The organism is Streptomyces sp. L7 (genome assembly GCF_050990935.1).
Taxonomy (GTDB): domain Bacteria; phylum Actinomycetota; class Actinomycetes; order Actinomycetales; family Microbacteriaceae; genus Leifsonia.
Genome location: NZ_CP194644.1, coordinates 1,525,805 through 1,547,506 on the forward strand (window position 1 = coordinate 1,525,805; position 21,702 = coordinate 1,547,506).

At 71.8% G+C, this 21,702-nt stretch carries 21 protein-coding genes, 1 tRNA gene and 2 pseudogenes; 13 read left to right on the forward strand and 11 right to left on the reverse strand.

Annotation, left to right across the window (positions count from 1 at the left end):
- Positions 1-45 precede the first annotated feature (45 nt).
- From lysA to argS, 3 genes and pseudogenes are all read right to left on the reverse strand, one after another.
- Positions 46-1,365 carry a diaminopimelate decarboxylase gene (lysA, locus tag ACR5MH_RS07750; RefSeq protein WP_433862470.1) on the reverse strand — a complete coding sequence of 440 codons (1,320 nt, stop codon included), beginning with the start codon at positions 1,363-1,365 and terminating at the stop codon, positions 46-48.
- A gap of 134 nt (positions 1,366-1,499) precedes the next feature.
- Positions 1,500-2,263: pseudogene (locus tag ACR5MH_RS07755) on the reverse strand (LmeA family phospholipid-binding protein).
- 4 nt (positions 2,264-2,267) lie between these two features.
- Positions 2,268-3,971 carry an arginine--tRNA ligase gene (gene argS, locus ACR5MH_RS07760; protein ID WP_431346713.1) on the reverse strand — a complete coding sequence of 568 codons (1,704 nt, stop codon included), beginning with the start codon at positions 3,969-3,971 and terminating at the stop codon, positions 2,268-2,270.
- 167 nt (positions 3,972-4,138) lie between these two features.
- Between argS and ACR5MH_RS07765 the strand changes: the two genes are divergently transcribed.
- Both ACR5MH_RS07765 and ACR5MH_RS07770 read left to right on the forward strand, forming a co-directional pair.
- On the forward strand, positions 4,139-4,750 hold the full coding sequence (locus ACR5MH_RS07765) for an iron ABC transporter ATP-binding protein (protein WP_431346714.1): 612 nt from the start codon (positions 4,139-4,141) through the stop codon (positions 4,748-4,750).
- 69 nt (positions 4,751-4,819) lie between these two features.
- Positions 4,820-4,892 (forward strand) — tRNA-Arg (locus tag ACR5MH_RS07770).
- Between the two features lie 66 nt (positions 4,893-4,958).
- Here the strand turns inward: ACR5MH_RS07770 and ACR5MH_RS07775 are convergent.
- Positions 4,959-5,846, reverse strand: coding sequence for a trypsin-like serine peptidase (locus ACR5MH_RS07775; protein WP_431346715.1), 888 nt, complete (start codon positions 5,844-5,846; stop codon positions 4,959-4,961).
- Between the two features lie 41 nt (positions 5,847-5,887).
- Positions 5,888-6,085, reverse strand: coding sequence for a hypothetical protein (locus ACR5MH_RS07780; protein ID WP_431346716.1), 198 nt, complete (start codon positions 6,083-6,085; stop codon positions 5,888-5,890).
- 130 nt (positions 6,086-6,215) lie between these two features.
- Between ACR5MH_RS07780 and rlmC the strand changes: the two genes are divergently transcribed.
- Positions 6,216-7,340 (forward strand): 23S rRNA (uracil(747)-C(5))-methyltransferase RlmC, encoded by a 1,125-nt coding sequence (gene rlmC, locus ACR5MH_RS07785; RefSeq protein WP_431346717.1) that lies wholly within the window; start codon positions 6,216-6,218, stop codon positions 7,338-7,340.
- 65 nt (positions 7,341-7,405) lie between these two features.
- Here rlmC and msrA read toward each other — a convergent pair whose 3' ends face one another.
- The 4 genes from msrA to ACR5MH_RS07805 all read right to left on the reverse strand — a co-directional run bounded on the left by msrA (position 7,406) and on the right by ACR5MH_RS07805 (position 10,722).
- Positions 7,406-7,918 (reverse strand): peptide-methionine (S)-S-oxide reductase MsrA, encoded by a 513-nt coding sequence (msrA, locus tag ACR5MH_RS07790; protein WP_431346718.1) that lies wholly within the window; start codon positions 7,916-7,918, stop codon positions 7,406-7,408.
- Complete coding sequence (msrB, locus tag ACR5MH_RS07795; RefSeq protein ID WP_431346719.1) at positions 7,918-8,394, reverse strand: peptide-methionine (R)-S-oxide reductase MsrB; 477 nt, start codon at positions 8,392-8,394, stop codon at positions 7,918-7,920. The genes msrA and msrB overlap by 1 nt, the downstream gene beginning before the upstream one ends.
- Positions 8,395-8,498: 104 nt before the next feature.
- The gene (locus ACR5MH_RS07800) at positions 8,499-9,314 is read right to left on the reverse strand and encodes a type IV toxin-antitoxin system AbiEi family antitoxin domain-containing protein (protein WP_431346720.1); all 816 of its coding nucleotides are present in this window, start codon (positions 9,312-9,314) and stop codon (positions 8,499-8,501) included.
- A gap of 196 nt (positions 9,315-9,510) precedes the next feature.
- Positions 9,511-10,722: a mechanosensitive ion channel family protein gene (locus tag ACR5MH_RS07805; protein ID WP_431346721.1), complete on the reverse strand. Its 1,212-nt coding sequence runs from the start codon at positions 10,720-10,722 to the stop codon at positions 9,511-9,513.
- A gap of 172 nt (positions 10,723-10,894) precedes the next feature.
- On the opposite strand from ACR5MH_RS07805, the gene ACR5MH_RS07810 reads away from it, so the two are divergent.
- On the forward strand, positions 10,895-11,890 hold the full coding sequence (locus ACR5MH_RS07810; protein ID WP_431346722.1) for an SDR family oxidoreductase: 996 nt from the start codon (positions 10,895-10,897) through the stop codon (positions 11,888-11,890).
- A 60-nt stretch (positions 11,891-11,950) separates the two neighbouring features.
- Positions 11,951-12,583 (forward strand): annotated as a pseudogene (locus ACR5MH_RS07815) (protein-L-isoaspartate(D-aspartate) O-methyltransferase); the annotation flags it as partial.
- A 154-nt stretch (positions 12,584-12,737) separates the two neighbouring features.
- On the opposite strand, the gene ACR5MH_RS07820 reads toward ACR5MH_RS07815, so the two are convergent.
- Entirely contained in the window at positions 12,738-13,481 is a 744-nt protein-coding gene (locus ACR5MH_RS07820) for a gamma-glutamyl-gamma-aminobutyrate hydrolase family protein (RefSeq protein ID WP_431346723.1), read from the reverse strand.
- A 126-nt stretch (positions 13,482-13,607) separates the two neighbouring features.
- On the opposite strand from ACR5MH_RS07820, the gene ACR5MH_RS07825 reads away from it, so the two are divergent.
- From ACR5MH_RS07825 to ACR5MH_RS07860, 8 genes are read left to right on the forward strand one after another with little or no spacing between them, the layout of a single operon-like run.
- Positions 13,608-14,255 carry a TPM domain-containing protein gene (locus ACR5MH_RS07825; protein WP_431346724.1) on the forward strand — a complete coding sequence of 216 codons (648 nt, stop codon included), beginning with the start codon at positions 13,608-13,610 and terminating at the stop codon, positions 14,253-14,255.
- Between the two features lie 13 nt (positions 14,256-14,268).
- On the forward strand, positions 14,269-14,916 hold the full coding sequence (locus tag ACR5MH_RS07830) for an NADPH-dependent F420 reductase (RefSeq protein WP_431346725.1): 648 nt from the start codon (positions 14,269-14,271) through the stop codon (positions 14,914-14,916).
- The gene (locus ACR5MH_RS07835) at positions 14,913-15,872 is read left to right on the forward strand and encodes an arginase family protein (protein ID WP_431346726.1); all 960 of its coding nucleotides are present in this window, start codon (positions 14,913-14,915) and stop codon (positions 15,870-15,872) included. The genes ACR5MH_RS07830 and ACR5MH_RS07835 overlap by 4 nt, the downstream gene beginning before the upstream one ends.
- A gap of 22 nt (positions 15,873-15,894) precedes the next feature.
- On the forward strand, positions 15,895-16,680 hold the full coding sequence (locus ACR5MH_RS07840) for a crotonase/enoyl-CoA hydratase family protein (protein ID WP_431346727.1): 786 nt from the start codon (positions 15,895-15,897) through the stop codon (positions 16,678-16,680).
- A 53-nt stretch (positions 16,681-16,733) separates the two neighbouring features.
- Entirely contained in the window at positions 16,734-18,185 is a 1,452-nt protein-coding gene (locus ACR5MH_RS07845; protein ID WP_431346728.1) for a dihydrolipoyl dehydrogenase family protein, read from the forward strand.
- Between the two features lie 35 nt (positions 18,186-18,220).
- Positions 18,221-18,586 (forward strand): hypothetical protein, encoded by a 366-nt coding sequence (locus tag ACR5MH_RS07850; RefSeq protein ID WP_433862471.1) that lies wholly within the window; start codon positions 18,221-18,223, stop codon positions 18,584-18,586.
- A gap of 16 nt (positions 18,587-18,602) precedes the next feature.
- Positions 18,603-19,460: an SDR family NAD(P)-dependent oxidoreductase gene (locus ACR5MH_RS07855; protein ID WP_431346729.1), complete on the forward strand. Its 858-nt coding sequence runs from the start codon at positions 18,603-18,605 to the stop codon at positions 19,458-19,460.
- Between the two features lie 52 nt (positions 19,461-19,512).
- Positions 19,513-20,583 (forward strand): ATP-dependent DNA ligase, encoded by a 1,071-nt coding sequence (locus ACR5MH_RS07860; protein ID WP_431346730.1) that lies wholly within the window; start codon positions 19,513-19,515, stop codon positions 20,581-20,583.
- Between the two features lie 47 nt (positions 20,584-20,630).
- Here ACR5MH_RS07860 and ligD read toward each other — a convergent pair whose 3' ends face one another.
- Positions 20,631-21,650: a non-homologous end-joining DNA ligase gene (gene ligD / locus ACR5MH_RS07865; RefSeq protein ID WP_433862472.1), complete on the reverse strand. Its 1,020-nt coding sequence runs from the start codon at positions 21,648-21,650 to the stop codon at positions 20,631-20,633.
- Positions 21,651-21,702 lie beyond the last annotated feature (52 nt).

The window sequence follows — 21,702 nt, forward strand, 5'->3', positions numbered from 1 at the left end:
CCGCCTCGGTCTCGCCGCGCACGATGATGCGGGCCGCGCCGTCCTTCACGGCGACGACCGGGGGCGGCCGAGGTAGTTGTAGTTGCTGGCCAGCGACCAGCAGTAGGCCCCCGTCGCGGGGACGGCGAGGAGGTCGCCGGGGGCGACGTCGCCGGGCAGGTACTCCGCGTCCACGACGATGTCGCCGCTCTCGCAGTGCTTGCCCGCGACGCGTACGAGCGCGGGCGCGGCGGCGGACTCGCGGCCGGCGATCCGGGCAGAGTAGTCGGCGCCGTAGAGCGCAGGACGGGCATTGTCGCTCATCCCGCCGTCCACGCTCACGTAGCGGCGCACCGCGGTCTCGCCGTCGTCCTGCGCGGCGACCGTGACGTCCTTGGTCGTGCCGACCGTGTAGAGGGTCAGGCCGGCGGTGCCGACGATCGACCGGCCGGGCTCGAACGCCACGGCGGGGATGGGGATGTCGAGGTCTTCGCAGCCGGCGGCGACGGTCTCCGCGATGCTGCGCGCGAGCGCTTCGATCGGCGCCGGGTCGTCGGCCGCGGTGTACGCGATCCCGAACCCGCCGCCGAGGTTGAGCTCTGGCACGTCGCCGCCGGCGAGCAGCTCCTTGTGGACGCTGAGGAGGCGCGCGGCCGACTCGGCGAAGCCGTCGGCCCCGAAGATCTGCGAGCCGATGTGGCAGTGCAGGCCGAGGAAGGCGAGCCCGGCGTGCGAGCGGATCCGCGCGACGGCGTCCGCGGCGTCGGCCAGGGCGATGCCGAACTTCTGGTCCTCGTGCGCAGTGGCCAGAAAGGCGTGCGTGTGCGCGTGCACGCCGCTGTTCACGCGAAGGCGCACTCGCTGGACGACGCCGTGACGCTCGGCGGCATCGGCGACGCGCTCGATCTCCTGGAGGCTGTCGATGATGATCGCGCCGACGCCCTCCGCGACTGCGCGGTCGATCTCGGCGAGCGACTTGTTGTTGCCGTGGAACCCGAGCCGCTCGGCCGGGACGCCCGCGGCGAGAGCGACCGCGAGCTCGCCACCCGAGCAGACATCGATGTTCAGGCCCGACTCGGTCATCCAGCGCGCGACCTCGATGGAGAGGAACGCCTTGCCCGCGTAGTAGACGCGGGCGGCGGAGCCGACCTCGGCGAACGCGCGCTGCAGCGCCGAGCGGACCTCGACGGCGCGCTGGCGCGCCTCGGCCTCGTCGACGACGTAGAGCGGGGTGCCGAAGCGCTCGGCGAGTTCGGCGACGGGGACGCCGCCGACGACGATCGCGCCGTCCTCTCGGTGGACGGTGCGCGACCAGAGACCGGGGAGCAGCGCGTTCGCGTCGCCGGGCTCGATCAGCCACGGGGGCGCGAGCGGATTCAATGCCATGGGGACAACCTCACGAGTACGGATATCAAGCACGACGAGTGGGGTTCTCTCTGGCGAGCGGACCCGGATTGGCCCCTGAAGCCGGTGGAGAAGTGCAAGAAGTCTATCGAGCGCACGCCCGCCGCTTCGCCGTGTTACGAGCAGGTGCCCTTGCTGTGCAGGAACTTCTCGTCCATCACGAAGTCCGACGCGGTCAGGGTGACGGTGGCGCGATTCGGTGTGACGTGGATGTCGCTGACCTGCACGCCCGCGGGGAGGTACTGCGCGGCGCACAGCGGGTACGGACCGCTGGCCGTCAGCGCCTGGATCAGCTTGGTGATGCTCACGTTGCCCGACCCGGCGGAGACGCTGGCTTTGCCCGGCGTGAGCAGGACGGTGCTCCCGTTCGCCTTGGCGGTCGCGCTCACCGTGTAGTCCACCGGGAGGCCGAGCAGGTCGATGCTGCCGTCGTAGCCGAGCACGCCGTCGCCCAGGGTGATGTCGCCCTTCGCGCCGGGGATGGTGACGAGCTTGTTCAGCGAGTCCTGCGAGATGCTCAGCGTGCCCGTGGCCGACTGGATGGGCTTGCTGAAGTCCGCCGGCACGCCCGTGGCGTGGATCTTCGCGCTCAGGGGGCGCCGTTGACGGTCGCGTGCGGCGCCACCAGGTCGACGTCGGAGAAACTGCCCTCCAGGAACTGCGCCAGCATCGAGAAGCCGCCGATGTGCACGGTGACGCCGGCCTTCACCGTGTCGGGGAGGTTCTTCTCGATCTCGGCCGCCACCCGCTGCTCCGCGACCGCGCGCGTCACGGCGTCGGCGACCACCAGCAGGAGGACGACGACCACGACCGGGATCACGATCCGCAGGAGGGTCTTCAGCCAGCGCGGGCGGGCGGGCCGTTCGCTACGAGAACTCATGCCGTCACATCCGCTCCGGAGCGGACACCCCCACCAGCGCCAGGCCGTTGCGGACGACCTGGCCGGTCGCGTCGTTCAGCCACAGGCGGGTGCGGTGTGCGTCTGTGACCGGCTCGTCGCCGTGCGGGAGCACACGGGTGGAGCCGTCGCGCACGGCGTACCAGGCGTGGTAGAGCCCGGCCAGCTCCTCGATGTAGCGCGCGACGCGGTGCGGCTCGCGCAGCTCCGCCGCCTGCGCGACGACCCGGGGGAACTCCTGGAGGCCGCCGAGCAGCGCACTCTCGGTCTCGTGCGTCAGCAGCTCCGGTCTGAAGACGCTGCGGTCGACCCCGGACCTGGCCGCGTTCGCCGCCACCGACTGAGTGCGGGCGTGCGCGTACTGCACGTAGTAGACGGGGTTCTCGTTGCTGCGCTTGGTGAGCAGGTCGAGGTCGATGTCGAGCTGCGAGTCGGTGGAGGAGCGCACCAGCGAGTAGCGCGCGGCGTCCACTCCGACCACGTCGACCAGGTCGTCGAGCGTGACGATGGTGCCGGCGCGCTTGGACATCTTGACCGGCTCGCCGTCCTTGACCAGGTTGACCATCTGGCCGATCAGGATCTGGAGGTTGACGTGCGGCTCGTCGCCGAAGGCCTCCACCATCGCCATCAGGCGCCCGATGTAGCCGTGGTGGTCGGCGCCCAGCATGATGATGTTCTGCTCGAAGCCGCGCTCGCGCTTGTCGAGGTAGTAGCCGAGGTCGCCGGAGATGTAGGCGGGCTCGCCGTTCGAGCGCACGATGACGCGGTCGCGGTCGTCGCCGAAGGTCGTGGTGCGCAGCCAGATCGCGCCGTCCGCCTCGAAGATGTGGCCGAGGTCGTCCAGGCGCTCGATCGCGCGCTCGACGGCGCCCGACTCGTGCAGCGAGTCCTCGTGGAAGTAGACGTCGAAGTCGACGCCGAACGCGTGCAGCCGGTCCTTGATCTCCTGGAACATCAGCTCGGTGCCGAGGCTGCGGAAGACCTCCTGCTGCTGTTCGCGCGGCAGGGCGGCCAGGTCGCCGATCTCCGGGTCGGCCGCGGCGCGCGCCGCGACGTCGGCCGCGATCTCGCCGATGTAGGCGCCGCCGTAGCCGTCCTCCGGCGTGGGCTCGCCGAGGTAGGCGGCGAGCAGGCTGCGCGCGAAGCGGTCGATCTGCGAGCCGTGGTCGTTGAAGTAGTACTCGCGGGTGACGTCCGCGCCCTCGGCCTGCAGGATGCGGGCGAGGCTGTCGCCGACGGCCGCCCACCGCGCGCCGCCCAGGTGGATGGGGCCGGTCGGGTTGGCGGAGACGAACTCCAGGTTGACCAGGAGGCCGTCGTAGAGGTCGCCGCGGCCGTACGCGTCGCCGGCCTCCACGATGGTCTGCGCGAGCTTGCCCGCAGCCGCAGCCTCCAGGCGGAAGTTGATGAAGCCGGGGCCGGCCACCTCGGCGGAGGAGACGCCCTCGATGCCGGCGGCGCCCTCGGCGATCTCGCCGGCGAGCTCGCGCGGGTTGGCGCCGAGCCGCTTGGCGAGGCGCATCGCGACGTTGGACGACCAGTCGCCGTGCTCGCGGTTCTTCGGGCGCTCGAGCGGGATGTCCTCCGCCGTGATCGTGAGCTCCGGGATGCTCTCGTCGGCCTCGCGCCGGCGGCTCACCACGGTCGTCACGATGGCGAGCAGAGCGGCTGAGAGGTCATCGGGAGTCATAGAGAAAGAGTCTAACGGCGCGGTGGAGCTGAGAGCGGCGCGGAGCGATGCCGCGACCCCAGCGCCGAGGGAGCCTGCGACCAAGGACCTCCAAGCCAAGCCCTGCTCAGTGCTTGATAGGGTGCGATGCGACACGCACCGGGACGACACGGAAGACGCACAACCGCATGCAGCAGCACACAGCACGGACCCTCGCCGCCCTCGCGATCGCCGCCGCCGCCGTCGCGCTCGTGGGCTGCACGCCTGCCGCGAAGCCGAACGCCGCCGCGTCGTCGTCCGCGCACGCCGGCGGTTCGACGGCCGACCCGGCCGCGAGCGCGACGCCCACTCCGACCCCCACGCTGCCGCCGACACCGGTCACCCTGACCTGCGAGCAGGTCGTGACCGCCGACCAGCTCTACGCGTACAACCCCAACTTCTCGACCGACCCGGCCTACGCCCCGGGCGCCGGGACACTGGAGAAGCAGATCGCGGACTGGAAGGGCGTCACCTGCGCCTGGAAGAACCAGACCAGCGGCGACGTGGTCCAGATCGCCGTGGCGATTCCGCCCGCAGACAGGCTCGAAGGGCTCAAGAACACCGCGATCACCGTGGCCCAGCCGGTCCCCACCTACGGGACGCCGCCGCAGGTGGAGGGCTACTTCAAGCCGGGCAACGCCGGCCAGGTGCAGATCTTCCGCGGGAAATACTGGGTGGTCGCCGAGTCGACCGCGTTCTTCGAGCCGGGCGACGCCGCCCCGCTGATGCAGAGCGTTCTGGGCAATCTGCCCGCGAGCTGAGCCGAGCCCGGCGGCGTCGCGCTGGACGGGCACGGCGCGAAAGGATGCTAGCCTGGACGGGCACTCCTGGCCCCCATAGCTCAGGGGATAGAGCGTCTGCCTCCGGAGCAGAAGGCCGTAGGTTCAAATCCTACTGGGGGCACCGAAAGCCGCAAAGAAGGCCCCTCCCGCAGGAGGGGCCTTCTTTGCTCGGGGCCTTCTGGTTCTGTCATGCGCCGCCGACGGCGTCCCGCAGCGCGAAGACCGCCGGAGGCAACGGCGCCGCGAACAGCGCCGTCCCCGCGCACGCGCCACCCCCGCCCGGCGCGCTCTCGCAGCGGGAGGTCACGGCCCAGACGGAACCGACCCCCGACGAATGCACGCTCTTCAGCCACGGGCCTCCGCTCGCGCCGTGGGTGAAGGCGCACGCGGCACGCGCGTCGGGCGCGTAACTGTTCACGCGGGTCGTCGAGACGACGCAGCGCTGGGCGGTCTGACCGGTGTACGGCGCGAGCACGGGGTACCCCCAGATCTGCGCGTTCGCCTGGACCTGTCCCGCCCCCGCCGTGACGGCGTTGCCGCCCAGCCGGTTCGCGATCTGCTGGCCACCGCTCGGCGCGAGCCGGACGAACGCGTAGTCGTGGTCCCATTTCTTGCTCTGCGTCCACTCCGCGGAGGCGCCCACCGCCGTGCCGGACCAGTAGCCGTGCGCGGACGGGCCGTTCTTCCAGCCCGGAGCGAACAGGAAGTTCCCGTAGTACGCCTTGCCCGGGCCGCCGGGGTGCACGCAGTGCGCGGCAGTGATGACCAGGTTCTTCGTCGCGCTGTCGACGACGGTCGCGGTGCACGAGGTGTCCCCGGTCGGCGTGCGGAAGAACAGCCTGCCGACCGTGAGGTTGACGGGGGTGGTCGAACCCCAGCCCAGCGCCCGCTCTCCGGGCCGAGCCGTCTCCCCCGGGGCGGCAGGGAGCTGGGGCGTCGCCGCCCGCAGCCTCTCCGCCGACCAGTAGCCCTGCGGATCGATAACCGGCTCCGCCGCCGCGGCGGGTACGTAGCCGCCCGCCGCCAGCGCGACCGCCAGCGCGATCGCGCCCAGTCCCCGAGTGAGCGTGCGCATCCTGTTCCCCCTTCCCACCCCTGCGTCCCTTCCGGACGCGACTACGGAGCGGTCGTGTCCTTCGACGCTAGGGCCGGGAGCCGGCGCAGCGCGTCGGCCCGGAGAAGGCTGGGGCTCCGCCGCTGCTCGGTGTCGAGGTCGGTCTCCAGGAGCACGGCGAGGTCGTCCCGTGCGACCTCCGAACCCGGGGCGTACGACTTCAGGGTCACGACCTCGCCCTTGCTCGGGGCGCGCCCCATCCGCGCTCCGGCGACGGCGCCGCCCGCGAGGTTCGCCCGAGATGACCCGCAGTGCGAATTCTTTGCTTCTTTTTCCGTGTTTTCGCGCGGCCGTGCAGGAGTCGCCGCGCCACGTACAATCGTTCGCGGAATGGACTGCTCGTACTTCGACGCCGGCGTGTGCCGCTCGTGCACGCTGATGGGCGTCCCCTACGCCGAGCAGCTCGCCGGCAAGGACCGGCACTCCCGCGAACTCCTGGCGCCGTTCGGCGATGCGGTCTGGCTGCCGCCGGTCGCGAGCGCCGAATCCGGCTACCGCAACAAGGCGAAGATGGTCGTCTCCGGCACCGTCGGCGCGCCGACCATCGGCATCCTGGACGAAGCCGGGCGCGGAGTGGACCTGCGCGAGTGCGGGATCTGCGCGCCGGGCGTCCGTGCCGCGCTGCCCGTACTCGCCGATTTCGTGACCCGCGCGCGGATCGAGCCGTACCGCGTGCCCGACCGCCGCGGCGAGCTCAAGTATGTGCTGGTGACCCTCTCCCCCGACGACGAGCTGATGGTGCGGTTCGTCGTCCGCTCGGAGGAGTCGGTCGGCCGCATCCGCGCGTTGCTGCCCGAGCTGCTGGCCGCGCTGCCGAACGCGCGGGTCGTGACGGTGAACCTCCAGCCGGAGCACAAGGCGGTCGTGGAGGGCGAACGCGAGATCGTGCTGACCGCGGAGTCGTCGCTCGTGATGCGGGTCGGCGGCATTCCGCTGCGGCTGCGCCCGCAGAGCTTCTTCCAGACCAACACCGCCGTCGCCGAGGCGCTGTACGCGCAGGTCGCCGCCTGGGTGGACGACGTGTCGCCGGTGAGCGTGTGGGACCTGTACTGCGGCGTCGGCGGATTCGCCCTGAACGTGGCGGCGCCCGGCCGCCGGGTGGTCGGCGTCGAGACCAGCACGGAGGCCGTGCGCAGCGCCCGCGCGACCGCGTCCGCCGCAGGTCTGCCCCTGGTGGCGTTCCGGCCCGGCGACGCGACCGCGTTCGCGCTCGAGGCGAAGACCGCGCCGGACCTGGTCATCGTCAACCCGCCCCGGCGCGGCATCGGCGCCGAGCTGTCCGGCTGGCTCGAGGGCTCCGGCGTTCCGAGCGTGGTGTATTCGAGCTGCAACCCGAAGAGTCTCGCCCATGACCTGGCGCGGATGCCGTCGTACCGTATCCGCACCGGCCGCGTGCTGGACATGTTCCCGCAGACCGGGCACCAGGAGGTCGCGGTGCTGCTCGAACGCGCCTGAGGCTCGCCGAGAACGGCACGAGGCCCGCGTCCTGCGACGCGGGCCTCGTGTTCAGCGGGCGGACCTCAGCTCGCCGCGGCCTCGCGGCGCGGCAGCTTCCAGTCCGGCCGGGCGAAGTGGCAGGTGTAGCCCCACGGGATGCGCTCCAGGTAGTCCTGGTGCTCGGGCTCGGCCTCCCAGAACGGTCCGGCCGGCTCCACCTCGGTGACGACCTTGCCCGGCCAGAGACCGGAGGCGTCCACGTCGGCGATGGTGTCCTCGGCGACGCGGCGCTGCTCGGGGGTCTCGTAGTAGATCGCCGAGCGGTAGCTGGTGCCGACGTCGTTGCCCTGGCGGTTCTTCGTCGACGGGTCGTGGATCTGGAAGAAGAACTCGAGCAGGTCGCGGTAGCTGACCTTCTCCGGGTCGAACTCGATCTCGATCGCCTCGGCGTGGGTGCCGTGGTTGCGGTAGGTGGCGTTGGGGACGTCGCCACCGGTGTAGCCGACACGGGTGCTCACGACGCCGGGGCGCTTGCGGATGAGGTCCTGCATGCCCCAGAAACATCCTCCGGCCAGGATGGCCTTCTCGGTCGTCATCAGTGGTTCTCCTCGGTGTTCTCGTGCTGGTCGTTCTCGAAAAGGTGGCGGTAGTCGCCGTAGCCCTGCTCGTCCAGCTCGGTGAGCGGAACGAAGCGGAGCGCAGCGGAGTTGATGCAGTATCGCAGGCCGCCGGCCTCGGCGGGCCCGTCGTCGAAAAGATGGCCGAGGTGGCTGTCGCCGTGGGCGGAGCGCACCTCGGTGCGGACCATCCCGTAGGTGCGGTCCCTCTTCTCCACGATGTTGCCGGGCTCCACCGGGACGGTGAAGCTCGGCCAACCCGAGCGGCTGTCGTACTTGTTCACGGACGCGAAGAGCGGCTCGCCCGACACGATGTCGACGTAGAGCCCCGCCTCGTGATTGTTCCAGAACTCGTTGCGGAAGGCGGGCTCGGTGGCCGCCTCCTGAGTGACCGCGTACTGCGCGGGGGTGAGCCGCGCGACCGCGTCCTGGCTCTTGCGGTAGTCCTGTGTCACGTTTCCTCCTGAGTGCGGCGAGCGCTGGCTGCGGCGCCGTCAGTAAGGAGAACAGCGAAGGGCGCGCGGTTGGTCCCGGCATTCCTGTGAGTTTCCTGCGGGCGCTACGCCCGCTCGACGATGCGGTCGATCGCGGCCTCCACCGCCGACCAGTCCTCGACGACCTGCCGCGCGCTCACCCGGAGCCGCCGGTGGCCGAGCTCGGCAAGAGTGGTGTCCCTCAGCCGGTCGCGCTCGAAGGAGTGCGAATCGCTGTGGAAGGCGTACCCGTCGATCTCCAGATACAGTCCGCCGTCGATCCGCATGTCCACCCGGCCGACACCGCGTACGTGCACCTGCTGCTCGACCCTGCGCCCGTGCCGCTCCAATCGCTGCCGGACGACCGACTCGACACCGGAGTCCGAACCCGGGCGCGCGATCGCCGCCCGGTCCCGCGCAGCCTTCGGCAGGTCCTCCAGGATGCGCCGGAGACCGGAGGGGCTGACGTGGCCCGCCGTCAGCGCCGTGTCGAACGCCGCCACCGCCGTCTCCTCATCCGCGCACCGCGCCACCGACCGTAAGCAATCGGCGAGCGACACGCGCCAGAGTTCGGGGTGCTCCTCCACCGGGCGCCAGTGGCACACGAGGCCGGGCGGCGCACGACGCGACTGCGGCGAAAGCGTCACATGTGTGCGCCGATCCGAGCCGGACCAGAGTCCGTAGCTCGCGCAGGCGGAGACGCACGACAGGCGGGCTCCGGCGCGGACGGCCTCCAACGCAACACCGTCGAGGAGCGGCGAGACATAGACGCCGCGCCGCGCGCGTTCCACCGCGCCCACGCGCACCGCGCGCTTCAGGTCTTCGGGCGTCGCACCCGCCATCCGGAGCTGATGGGTGGTGGCCGCGCCGCCGAGCTCTCTGAGCCGATTCGTCCAGGTCATGGAACGATCTTGAGGCGCGGAGGGCCGGAACGCCGGCCGTCCCGCGAATGTGTGGACAACTCACGCAGGAGGGCGATTGGGGTGAACAGGAGACACGACGGGAATCTCCTTCCGAAGGGGGTTCGGAAGGAGGTTCAAGGTGGGTCGCGGGAAATCTTCCTGTTTGCGGGGGCGGGGCGGGGTGGAAGAAGGGGGGCTAGTCGGTGGCGGGGGTGGGGCGGGCTTCGTCGGGGCGGGTGGGATCGGGGACGATGGGGATCGCGTCGGTGAACTGGGAGGCGCGCTGCTCGTTCTCGGGGCTGCCGCCGAAGAGGCGCCCCTCGCCGTCCTGGGCGCTGCGCGCGCGGGAGGTCGGCACCTGGGTCTCCGGGGTCTCCACCAGCTCCACGCGCTTGCGCGGCAGCGCGGCGTCGGAGTAGCGCTGCATCCAGTCGATCAGGCGCTCCCGCACATGGCAGCGGAGGTCGAACAGGGTCGGAGCGTCCTTGCCGGTGACCAGCACGCGCACCCGCACCCAGCCCAGCGTCGCGTCCGTGACCTGGAGGACTCCGGTGCGGCCGTCCCAGAGGTCCGTCGCGGCCAGGATGCGGTTCAGCTCCGCGCGCATCCCCGACGGGGACACCCGCCAATCGAGGTCGAACTCCACCGAACCGAGGAGCTCGCTGTGCTGGCGCGTCCAGTTCTCGAACGGTTTCGTCGTGAAGTAGGTCGACGGCAGCACCAGCCGGCGGTCGTCCCAGATGTGCACCACCACGTACGTGAGGGTGATCTCCTCGATGGTCCCCCACTGCTGCTCGACCACGACCACGTCGTCGAGCCGGATGGCGTCGGAGAAGGCGAGCTGGATGCCGGCGAACAGGTTCGCGAGGCTCGACTGGGCGGCGACACCGGCGATCACACCGATGATCCCCGCCGACGCCAGCAGGCTGGCCCCTGCAGCCTGCAACACCGGGAACGTCAGCAGGATCGCGGCCAACCCGATCACGACGGCCGCGACGACCGTCAGCCTCCGCAGCACCAGCACCTGCGTGCGCATCCGGCGGGCGTACCGGTTGTCCGGCACGTCGACGCGGTAACGTGCGAGCCCGAGGTCCTCGGCGAACACCACCAGCGCCGCGAGGAACCAGGTGCCTGTGGCGATCGCGGCGATCAGGAAGGCGTGCTGGACAACGCCCGCCCAGTCCGGCGGCACCTCCGGCGGCAGCGTCAGGGCCACGGCGATCCACAGCACCATGACCGCCAGGAACAGCCGGAACGGCACCCGCGCGCGCTTCACCAGCAGAGCGGGCCATTGGCGATGGCGGCCGACCCCGCGCAGGATGAGCCCCACGATCGCGGTCACCACCACGGCGGCGACGATGGCGATGATGCAGGCGATCACGAGCGAGGGCCAGGTTCGCAGAGGCACGGCGGGAGGACTCCTTCCCGGTCGGCGGGGTGGACGACCTGCACTGTACCCGGAGCGCACCCCGACCTTAACCTCGCGGCCCCCGGGAGCGTTAGTCTGGGTCGTCTGGGGGCGTGGCCGGCGAGGCCGCGAAACCCGTGCGGGACCGCCGGCGACGATGCGAGGAGCAGGGATGACAGCGACACGGACACTCTTCATCGGCGGCACGGGGGTCATCAGTTCCGCGTGCGTCGCCCGGGCCCTGGATCGGGGTCACGAGGTCACGGTCGTCAATCGGGGGAACAGCGAGCTGCGTCCGCTCCCCGACGGAGTGGAGGTGCTGCACGCCGACATCCGGGACCCCGAGAGCGTCCACCGCGTGCTCGGCGAGCGCAGCTTCGATGTCGCCGCGGAGTTCCTTGCCTTCACGCCGGAGCACATCCGCACCGACTTCGACCTGTTCGAGGGCCGGGTCGGGCAGTTCGTGTTCATTTCGTCGGCCTCCGCCTACCAGACCCCGCCCGCGCGGATGCCGGTGACCGAGTCCACACCGCTGCGCAACCCGTTCTGGCAGTACTCCCGCGACAAGATCGCGTGCGAGGACCTCCTGGTGGAGGCGTACCGCGAGCGCGGCTTCCCGATGACGATCGTGCGCCCGTCGCACACCTACGACCGCACGATGATCCCGACCAGCGGGCACTGGACCGACCTGGAGCGGATGCGCCGGGGCGCCCCGGTGGTCGTGCACGGCGACGGCACCAGCCGGTGGACGATCACGCACAACACCGATTTCGCCGTCGCGTTCGTCGGGCTGCTCGGCCGGCCGGAAGCGGTGGGCGACTCATTCCACATCACCTCGGACGAGGCCCCGACCTGGGATCAGATCTACAGCTACCTCGCGGAGGCGCTCGGCGTGGAGGCCGAGCTCGTGCACGTCGCGAGCGAGACCATCGCCGCCGTCGTCCCCGACCTCGGTCCAGGGCTCCTCGGCGACAAGGCGCACTCGATGCATTTCGACAACGCCAAGGTGAAGGCGCTGGTGCCGGAGTACCAGGCCGGCGTCACGTTCGCGCACGGCGCGGGAGAGATCGTCGACTGGTACCTCGCCGACGCCTCCCGCCAGCGCCTCGACCCGGATCTCGACGCGGCGTTCGACCGGCTCGTGGAGCACGCGCGCTCTGTCGCCTGACCGGGCTTCAGGACCACCGGGCCGCGGTGGTTCAATAGCCGTACGAACAGGGAATTCAGCGCCGAACGCGAGCGGATGGTCGAGGAGCAGCTCCGCCTCCGCGGGATCGAGGACCAGCGGGTGCTCGATGCGATGAGACGCGTGCCGAGGCACGAGTTCGTCCCGGAGGGCGCGGAGCGGTTCGCGTACGAGGACCATCCGATGCCGATCGGCGACGGCCAGACCATCTCCCAGCCGTACATCGTCGCGCTCATGCTGGAGGCCGCCCGGATCGGCCCGGAGGACGCCGTGCTCGACGTCGGCACCGGCTCGGGCTATGCAGCCGCGGTCGCCGCGGAGCTCGGCCATCGGGTGATCAGCATCGAGCGGCATGCCGAGCTCGCCGTCACCGCGGCGGCGACCCTGGAGGCGCTCGGCTACCGGGTGAACGTCGTGACGGGCGACGGGACGCTCGGCTGGCCGGCCGGGGCGCCCTATGACGCGATCGTGGCCGCGGCGACCGGGCCGACCGTGCCGCGCGCCTGGCCCGAGCAGCTCGCGCCGGGCGGCCGCATCGTGATGCCGGTCGGACATCCGGGAGGCGCCCAGCACTTGGCCGTGTTCGAGCGCGCCGCCGACGGCTCGCTGCACGAGCGCAACCTCGGCGCGGTCGCATTCGTCGCCCTGATCGGCGACCAGGGCTGGCGAACCTGACGCGCACATTCGTGCCGAATGTCGCGTTTCGCGGCGCCATTCACCACATTCGTGCCGAAAGCGCCTGCCGCGGCGCCGACACATTGGTGACGAATGTCGCGTTTCGCGCCGGCATTCGCGACATTCGTGCCGAAAGTGCGCGGTGGGGACCGCGTCAGGCCGCGAGGGAGGCCGCGGGCACGGTCGCGCGCAACGCGCCCAGCAGCGCGGCGAGCTGGCCGGCGGGCGCTCCCGGGTCCTCCGGGTGCCACTGCACCGCGAGGATCGGCGCCGTCTCGTGCTCGATCGCCTCGACGTGCCCGTCGGGCGCGCGCCCGGTGACGCGGAGGCCCGCGCCCACGACATCCACCGCCTGATGGTGAGCGCTGCGAACGGAGACCACGGGGCCGCCGAGCAGCTCCTCCACTCGGCTGTCCGGCTCCAGCAGCACAGGATGCGTCGTGAGCACCTCCGGGATGGGCACGCCGCGGCGTACATGGTCGGACTCCCCCAGGTCCTGGACGAGGGTGCCGCCGAGCGCGACGTTGACGATCTGCAGGCCCCGGCAGATGCCGAGGAGCGGGAGGCCGCGCGCGATCGCGCTGTGCACGAGCGCGAGCTGCGCGGCGTCCGCCGTCTCGCGGTGCAGGCTCTCGTGCGGGTAGCCTGCCGAGCCGCCGTAGAACGGCGGCGCGATGTCCTCGCCGCCTACGATCACCACGGCGTCAGCGTTCTCGGTCGCGGCCAGCAGGGCGTCGGTTCCGCGGTCCGCCGCCAGCCGGGAGACTGCCCACCCGTCGGCCTCCGCCGCACGGACGACTCCCCCGACGAGCACCTGCACATACGCGTGGTATTCCGGATCGTGGCCGCGGAAGCGCGTCGCCTCGACGACGGCGAGTGTGCGGGCGGCCGGGGACATGACAGCAATTCTGCGGCGGCCGCAGCCGCGACGCACGCGGACGCGTAACAGGTCGAAACAGTGACACGGCCGGGAGCGCGCTCATAGACTCGGCTCGATGACAGGAAAGCTCGGGAGAGTGGGTGAATGTCTGTGCACCGTTCGCTGATCGGGCGTCGACCGCTCATCGCCCTGCTTCTCGTGGTGGGCGCGGTGTCCGCCCCGCTCGTCCTGTCCGCGCCCGCGGCGCAGGCGGTGCGCACGGCGGACCCGGTCGACTTCGGCTCCGGCCACGTCGTGGACCAGGCGAGCGTGCTCTCGGACGCCGACGTGGACACGATCGAGGCGGCCTCGGCCTCCCTCTACAAGGACCACGGCATCCGCCTCTACGTCGCCTACGTCGACCAGTTCACCAACCCGACCGACGCGGAGGACTGGGCCAACGAGACCGCCGCCCGCAACGACCTCGGTCCGACCGACTACTTGCTCGCGGTCGCGACGGACGGCCAGTCGTACTACCTGTCCGGCGACAGCAGCGGCCCGGTCAGCGACCGCGAGCTGACCACCATCGAGCAGACGCAGGTCGAGCCGAAGCTCCGCACGCAGGACTGGACACCCGCCGCCGTAACCGCGGCACAGGCGCTCGGCGCGGCGGTCGGCGACAGCGGAGGGACCGTGATCTTCTGGGTGGCCTTGGCGGTCGTCCTGATCGTCGGCGGCGTCGTGCTCTGGCTGGTGCTCCGGCGCAGACGCGGCGCACAGCAGGACGTGGAGCACCGGGAGGTCGCATCGTGACGGCGGGCGCATCATGACCACTCTGGGCCTGGTGGGGGCGGGGCGCATCGGCAGCCAGCTCGCCCGCCTCGGGATCGCGCACGGGTACGAGATCGTCATCAGCAACTCGCGGGCGCCGCAGTCGCTATCCGCGCTGGTCGGCGAGCTCGGTCCGCACGCGCGCGCCGGGACGGTGACGGAGGCCGCCCAGGCCGGCGACATCGTCGTGGTCGCCATCCCGCTGCGCTCGATCGCATCGCTGCCGTCCGCCGCGTTCGCCGGCAAGGTCGCGATCGACACCGGCAACTACTACCCCGCACGCGACGGCGTCATCCCCGAGCTCGAGGACGGCCGCGAGACGGTGTCCGGGCTGCTGCAGCGCATCCTGCCCGAGGCGAGCGTCGTCAAGGCGTTCAACCACATCCCGGCGGCGAACCTCACCGCGGATGCCTCGCCGCCGGGCACTCCCGGGCGCCGCGCCCTCGCGATCGCGGGCGACGACGGCGACGCGAAGGCTCTCGTCTCCGAGCTGCTGGACGAGTTCGGCTTCGACGTGGTCGACCTCGGCCCGCTCGCCGAAGGCTGGCGGTTCGAGCGCGACATGCCCGCCTACGGGCAGCATCTGACCGCCTCCGGCCTGCGCAACGCGGCCGCGGCGGCGACACGGAAGGAAAAAGGATGAGCCCGGCATCGTTCCTCGTCGTACCGCAATGGCAGGGCTCCGGCTCCTCCCGGGCGATGCGGCTGATCGACGGCGCGGAGGCCATCCGCGGCGACCTCCCCGCGGCCGCCACCCACGGCGTGGCGGTCCCCGCGGCGGCGGGCGAGGCGCTCGGGACGGGCGTGCTGCGGTACTCGTCGCTCAGCCTGGTCCGCGAACTCGCGGCGTCGGAGCTGGCGGTGCTGGAGGCGCCTGTCGTCACGATCGGCGGCGACTGCGGCGCCGACCTCGCCGGCGTCCAGCACGCGGTCGAGTCGCACCCGGCCGGGTCGGTCGCGGTCGTGTGGTTCGACGCGCACGGCGACCTCAACAACGTGTCGACCTCGCCGTCCGGCGCCTTCCACGGCATGGTCGTCCGCGCCCTTCTCGGCGACGGTCCGGACGGGCTGGCGGCGACCGGTGCGGCCCGCCTGCACCACGAGCAGCTCGTCCTCGCCGGCACCCGCGCCCTCGACGACGGCGAGTCGGCGTTCGTGGAGCGGATGGGGATCCGCGTGATCGCACCGGGCGAGTTCGAGGACCCGCAAGCGCTGGTGCGCGCAGTGGAGGCGACCGGCGCGACGGCGGTCTACCTGCACGTGGACCTCGATGTGCTCGACCCGTCCGCGATCGAGGGCATCGGGTTCCCGGAACCGTTCGGGGTGTCGCCGGAGCAGCTCACGGATGCCATCCGGGCGCTGCGCACGCGGTTCGAGCTGGCCGGCGCGGCAGTGACGGAGTTCGCGCCCGAGTCGCCGGACGCGGCGGGGCGGGACCTCAGCGTGATCCTGCGGGTGCTCGGGAGCCTGACGGCGCCCTTGAAGAACGGCGCCGAGGCCGGCTCGGCCGAGGCCGGCTCGGCGGGCGGAGGTTCCTCCACAGATCACGGCCCGCGCCACTTGTCCACGGATACCGCCCCGCCGGATGACGTCCGCTGATCCCGCCGGTAGCTTGAGAGGCATGAGCGAACCGAAAATCCTGACCGAGCGGCGCGGCCACGTGCTGCTGATCGGTCTCAACCGTCCCGACAAGCGCAACGCGGCGGACTATGAGCTGCTGAACGCGCTGGCCGAGGCCTACGGGGAGCTCGACCGCGATCCCGAGCTGCGGGTCGGTGTCGTCCACGCGATCGGCGACCACTTCACCGGAGGCCTCGACCTCGCCGACGTCGCGCCGCGCATCGGCCCGGAAGGGCTGTCGTTCGTCGGCGACACGGGCGTCGACCCGTGGGGCGTCTCGGGGCCGCGGGTCCGCAAGCCGGTCGTGGTCGCGGTGCAGGGCACCTGCCTCACGCTCGGCATCGAACTCATCCTCGCGGCCGACGTCGCGGTCGCGGCTCGCTCGACCACGTTCGCGCAGATCGAGGTCGCGCGCGGCATCCTGCCGTTCGGCGGCGCGACCATCCGGTTCCCGCGCGCGGCGGGCTGGGGCGACGCCATGCGGTACATCCTCACGGGCGACCCCTTCGACGCGGACGAGGCCTACCGGATGGGGCTCGTGCAGGAGGTCGTCGACGACGGCGCCCAGCTCGATGCCGCGCTGGCCATCGCCGAGCGGATCGCCGCCCAGGCGCCGCTGGCGGTCCAGGCGACGCTCGCGAACGCGGTCATCGCCGTACGCGACGGCGACGCGGCGGCCGAGTCCGCGCTCCAGCCGGCGCTCGTCCGGCTGGCCGGCAGCGAGGACGCCCGCATCGGCATGCAGGCGTTCCTGACCCGCACTCCGGCGGAGTTCGTGGGGCGCTGACGCCTCGCACTCCGTCCAGCCCGACCCGAGACCGCGACCACCCAGGAGGAGAGATGCCCGCAACGACCGAGTACGACGTCATCGTCATCGGAGCCGGAGCGGTCGGCGAGAACGTCGCCGATCGCGCCGCCCAGGGCGGAATGCGCACGGTGATCGTCGAGGCCGAGCTCGTCGGGGGCGAGTGCTCGTACTGGGCCTGCATCCCGTCGAAGACCCTGCTGCGCTCGGCCGCCGCGCTCCGGGCGGCGCAGCGCGTCGGCGGTGCACGGGAGGCCGTCACCGGGCCGCTGGACGTCGCCGCGGTGCTCCGCCGGCGCGACTACATGACCAGCGACTGGAAGGACGACGGGCAGGTGGAGTGGCTGAAGGGCGCGGGCATCGACCTGGTCCGCGGCTGGGCCACCATCTCCGCGCCGCGCGAGGTCACCGTCACGGGCGATGACGGCGTGACCACCGTCCTCACCGCGACGCACGCGGTGGCCGTCTGCACCGGCTCCGCGGCGCTGCTGCCCGACATCCCGGGATTGCGCGAGAGCGAGCCGTGGACGAGCCGCGACGCGACGAGCGTCCAGCGCGTGCCGGTGTCGCTGGCGGTCCTGGGCGGCGGGACGGTCGGGACCGAGATGGCGACCGCCTTCGCGGGCTTCGGGACGGAGGTGCACCTCATCGCGCGCCACGGGCTGCTCGGCGGCGCCGAGCCCTTCGCCGGCGAACGCGTCGCTGCGGCGCTGACGGAGCTCGGGGTCGACGTGCACCTCGACGTCACGACCGAGTCCGTCGAGCGCGGCGACGACGACCGGTTCCGCATCCGGCTCGGCGACGGCACGGTGGTGGAGGCCGACGAGCTCCTGGTCGCGACCGGCCGGCTGCCGCGCACCTCGGGCCTCGGGCTGCAGGACTTCGGGCTGGAGGACGGCGGCTGGCTCACCGTCGACGACAGCATGCGCGTGCTCGACCCGGCGGGCGAGCCGGTCGACGGCGGGTGGCTGTACGCCGTGGGCGACGTCAACCACCGCGCGCTGTTCACGCACCAGGGCAAGTACCAGGGCCGCGCGGCCGGCGACGCGATCGCCGCCCGGGCGAAGGGCCACGAGGTCTCCCTCGCACCGTGGGGCGCGTTCGTCGCGACCGCCGACCACCAGGCGGTACCGCAGGTCACGTTCACCGAGCCGGAGGTGGCCTCCGTCGGGCTGACCGCGGCGGCGGCCGAGAAGGCCGGCTATCGCACCCGCGTGGTGGACTACCCGATCGGCTCGGTGAGCGGCGCGTACGTGCTGGCCGACGACTACGACGGCCTGGCGCGCATGGTCGTGGACGAGGACCGCGGCGTCGTCCTCGGCGCGACCTTCGTCGGACAGGACGTCGGCGAGCTGCTGCACTCGGCGACGGTCGCCATCGTCGGCGAGGTGCCGCTGGAGCGGCTCTGGCACGCGGTGCCGTCCTACCCGACTGTCAGCGAGGTCTGGCTGCGGCTGCTCGAGACGTACGGCCGGCCCGCGCTGTGATGAATCGTGCGGAGGGGAGGGCTCGCGGAGACGTAGTGCGGTCGCTCTCAGCGGTCTTCCTCGACTCGCCGATCAGCCGGCTCGGCTACCTGTACGCGACCGCGGTCGGAATGGTCTGGGGCTTCGCGTGGAGCACGGGCCGCGTCGAGCGGCGTGGCGGGCTGTTCGTGTTCCGCGACATGCCCCGGCGGACGTTCGGCCGTGGCGGGTCGTGCGTCGGCGCCTGCTACCTCACCGACCGGAACGTCAGCGATCACGTCCTCGAGCACGAGGCCGTCCACAAGCGGCAGTGGCAGCGCTACGGCATGCTCTTCCCGTTCCTCTACCTGCTGGCGGGGCGCGACCCGCTGCGCAACCGGTTCGAGATCGAGGCGGGCCTCGAGAAAGGCGGCTACCGATGAACGCCCAGGAGTCCCGATGAACGGGCAGGAGCGGCGCACCGTCGTCGTCACCGGCGCCAGCTCCGGCATCGGCGCCGTCGCCGCGGAACGGCTCGCCGCAGCCGGCGACGACGTGGCCGTGGTCGGCCGCGACCCGGAGCGGACGCGCGCGATCGCGGAGCGGATCGGGGCCACGCCGTTCCTCGCCGACTTCGAGCGCCTGGACGACGTGCGCGCGCTCGCCGCCGCCCTCCTCGACCGATACGACACCATCGACGTGCTCGCCAACAACGCGGGCGGCCTGTACCACGAGCGGCGCATCACCGTCGACGGGCACGAGCGCACCATCCAGCTCAACCACCTGGCGCCGTTCCTGCTCACCCACCTGCTGCGGCCGCGTCTGGTGGAGTCCGCGCGGTCGGGGCGCGACGTGCGCGTGGTGTCGACCGCGAGCATGGCCAACCTGTTCGGCAACGTGCGGCTGGACGACCTCGACTGGGAGCGGCGGCGCTGGCGCGGCGGCTGGCGGGCGTACGGCACATCCAAGATCGCGACCATCCTGTTCGTCGCCGAACTCGCGGAACGACTCACCGGCACCGGCGTCACGGCCTACTCCTTCCATCCGGGCACCGTCGTGACCCGCTTCGGAGCGAGCTCCCCGCTCATCCGGTTCGGGGGTGCCGTGACCGGCGGACGGTACGGTGTCACCCCGGAGGAGGGCGCCGCGCCACTGGAACGGCTCACCGGCCCGCTGCCGGTCGGGACGCCGAGCGGGACGTACTTCGACCGCTTCAGGGCCAACGGCAGGGTGACCCGGCAGGCGAAGGACCCGCAGCTCGCCCGCGACCTGTGGACGCTGAGCCAGGGTCTCACCGGAGTCGCGGAGCGAGGCTGACATCCTCCGGAGCGCCCTTCCGGATGGCTGCGCGTCACGGCATGATCGAGACATGCGTCCGACCTCCGACTCCCCCGTCGCCCCCATGCTCGCCAAAGCGGTGCCCGCCGTCCCCGACCAGGACAGCGTCCCCGGCGGCCTCAGCTTCGAGCCGAAATGGGACGGCTTCCGCGCGCTCGTCTACGCCGACGACGCCGGTGACGGCACGATCGGCCGCATCGAGATCGGCAGCCGCGGCTCCAAGATGCTGACCCGCTACTTCCCGGAGCTCATCGCGGCGTTCCGCGAGCTGCTGCCCGGCCCGTGCATCCTCGACGGCGAGATCGTCGTCCCCACCGGCGAGCCCGGCGCGCAGCGGCTCGACTGGGAGGCGCTCTCGCAGCGCATCCATCCCGCCGCCAGCCGGGTGAAGCTGCTCTCCGAGCAGACCCCGGCCACCTTCGTCGCGTTCGACCTGCTCGCGCTCGGTTCCGAGTCCTACCTCGACCGGCCGTTCTCCGAGCGGCGCGCGGCCCTGGAAGAGTTCGCCGGCGACCTGCCCGACCCCATCCGAGTCACCAGGACGACCGTCGACACCGAGCGCGCCCGGCAGTGGCTCGTCGAGTTCGAGGGCGCGGGGCTCGACGGCGTCGTCGCCAAGCCGCTGGACGGCGTGTACGCGCCGAACAAGCGGACCATGCTCAAGATCAAGCACCACCGCACGGCCGACGTCGTGGTGCTCGGCTACCGCGTGCACAAGAGCGGCCAGGGCGTCGGGTCGCTCCTCGTCGGCCTCTACGGCGACGACGGCGTGCTGCGGAACGTCGGCGGCGTCTCCGCGTTCAGCGACAAGGTCCGCCTCCAGCTCGTCGACGACCTGGAGCCGCTGGTCGAGCGCGACGACAGCGGCGCCGCGGTCACCGGCGAGACCGATCGCAGCCGGTTCTCGGCGAGCAAGGACGTGTCGTTCGTGCGCCTGCGCCCGGAGCGGGTCATGGAGGTGCGCTACGACCAGATGGAGGGCTGGCGCTTCCGGCACACTGCGCAGTTCGAGCGCTGGCGACCCGACCGCGACGCGGCCTCCTGCACCTACGACCAGCTCGACCGCCCCATCGCCTACGACCTCGCCGACGTCATGTCCTGACCCCGCCCCGCCCCGAACCGGCGACCACGCACGAACTCGGCGGGTGGCTACGGCTTCTTGGCTCGGCTGGGTTGGACGCGCGGGGGCTCGCCGGGCATCTTGGGGTAGTCGGGCGGGAAGGGGAGCTCGCCGAGGCCGTCGTCGAGGTCGCGCTGCCACCACTCCAGCAGCGTGTCGATCGTGCCGGGGCGCTCGCCGAAGTCCTGCCACGGGTCGCCGGTGCTGCGCAGCCGCTCCGGGACCGTGCGCACCGTGAAGTCGCGCGGGTCGACCTCCGGCAGCTCGTCCCAGGTCACCGGCGTGGAGACCGGCGCGTGGGCCAGCGCCCGCGGGCTGTACGCCCCCGCCATCGTGCGATCGCGGTTGGCCTGGTTGAAGTCGACGAAGATCCGCTCGCCACGCTCCTCCTTCCACCACGCGGTCGTCACCTTCTCCGGCATCCGCCGCTCCAGCTCGCGCGCCGCCGCGATGACCGCGTGCCGTACGTCGAGGAACTCCCGCGCCGGCTCGATCGGCGCGAACACGTGGAGGCCGCGGTTGCCCGAGGTCTTGATGTACGTCTCCAGCCCGGCCTCGGAAAGCACCGCACGCAGCTCGATCGCGGCGGGGATCGCGTCGGTGAAGTCCGTTCCCGGCTGCGGGTCGAGGTCGATCCGCAACTGGTCGGGGTTGTCCGAGTCCTCCGCTCGCGACGGCCACGGGTGGAACACGATCGTGTTCATCTGCGCCGCCCACACCGCCGCGGCCGGCTCGTCGATGACGAGCTGCGGATGCGACCGCGCGCTCGGGTAGACGACCATCACCGAGCGGACGAAGTCCGGGGTGCCGCGCGGCGGGTTCTTGGAGAAGAACTGCTCGCCGTCGATCCCTTCCGGGAAGCGCTGCAGCGACAGCGGCCGGTCGCCGTTGGCCCGGACGAACGCCTCGCCGACCTCCACCAGGTAGTTCGCGAGGTCGAGCTTCGTGATCCCGAGGTCCGGGTAGAGCACCCGGCCCGGACTCGAGATGCGGATCTCCCGATCCCCGTGCGGACCGGGCACCGTGAGGATGACTGCGTCGCCTGCCATGCGACCACCGTACCGGCCCAACGGGCGATGACCAGGGTGTGAATTCCGTGTG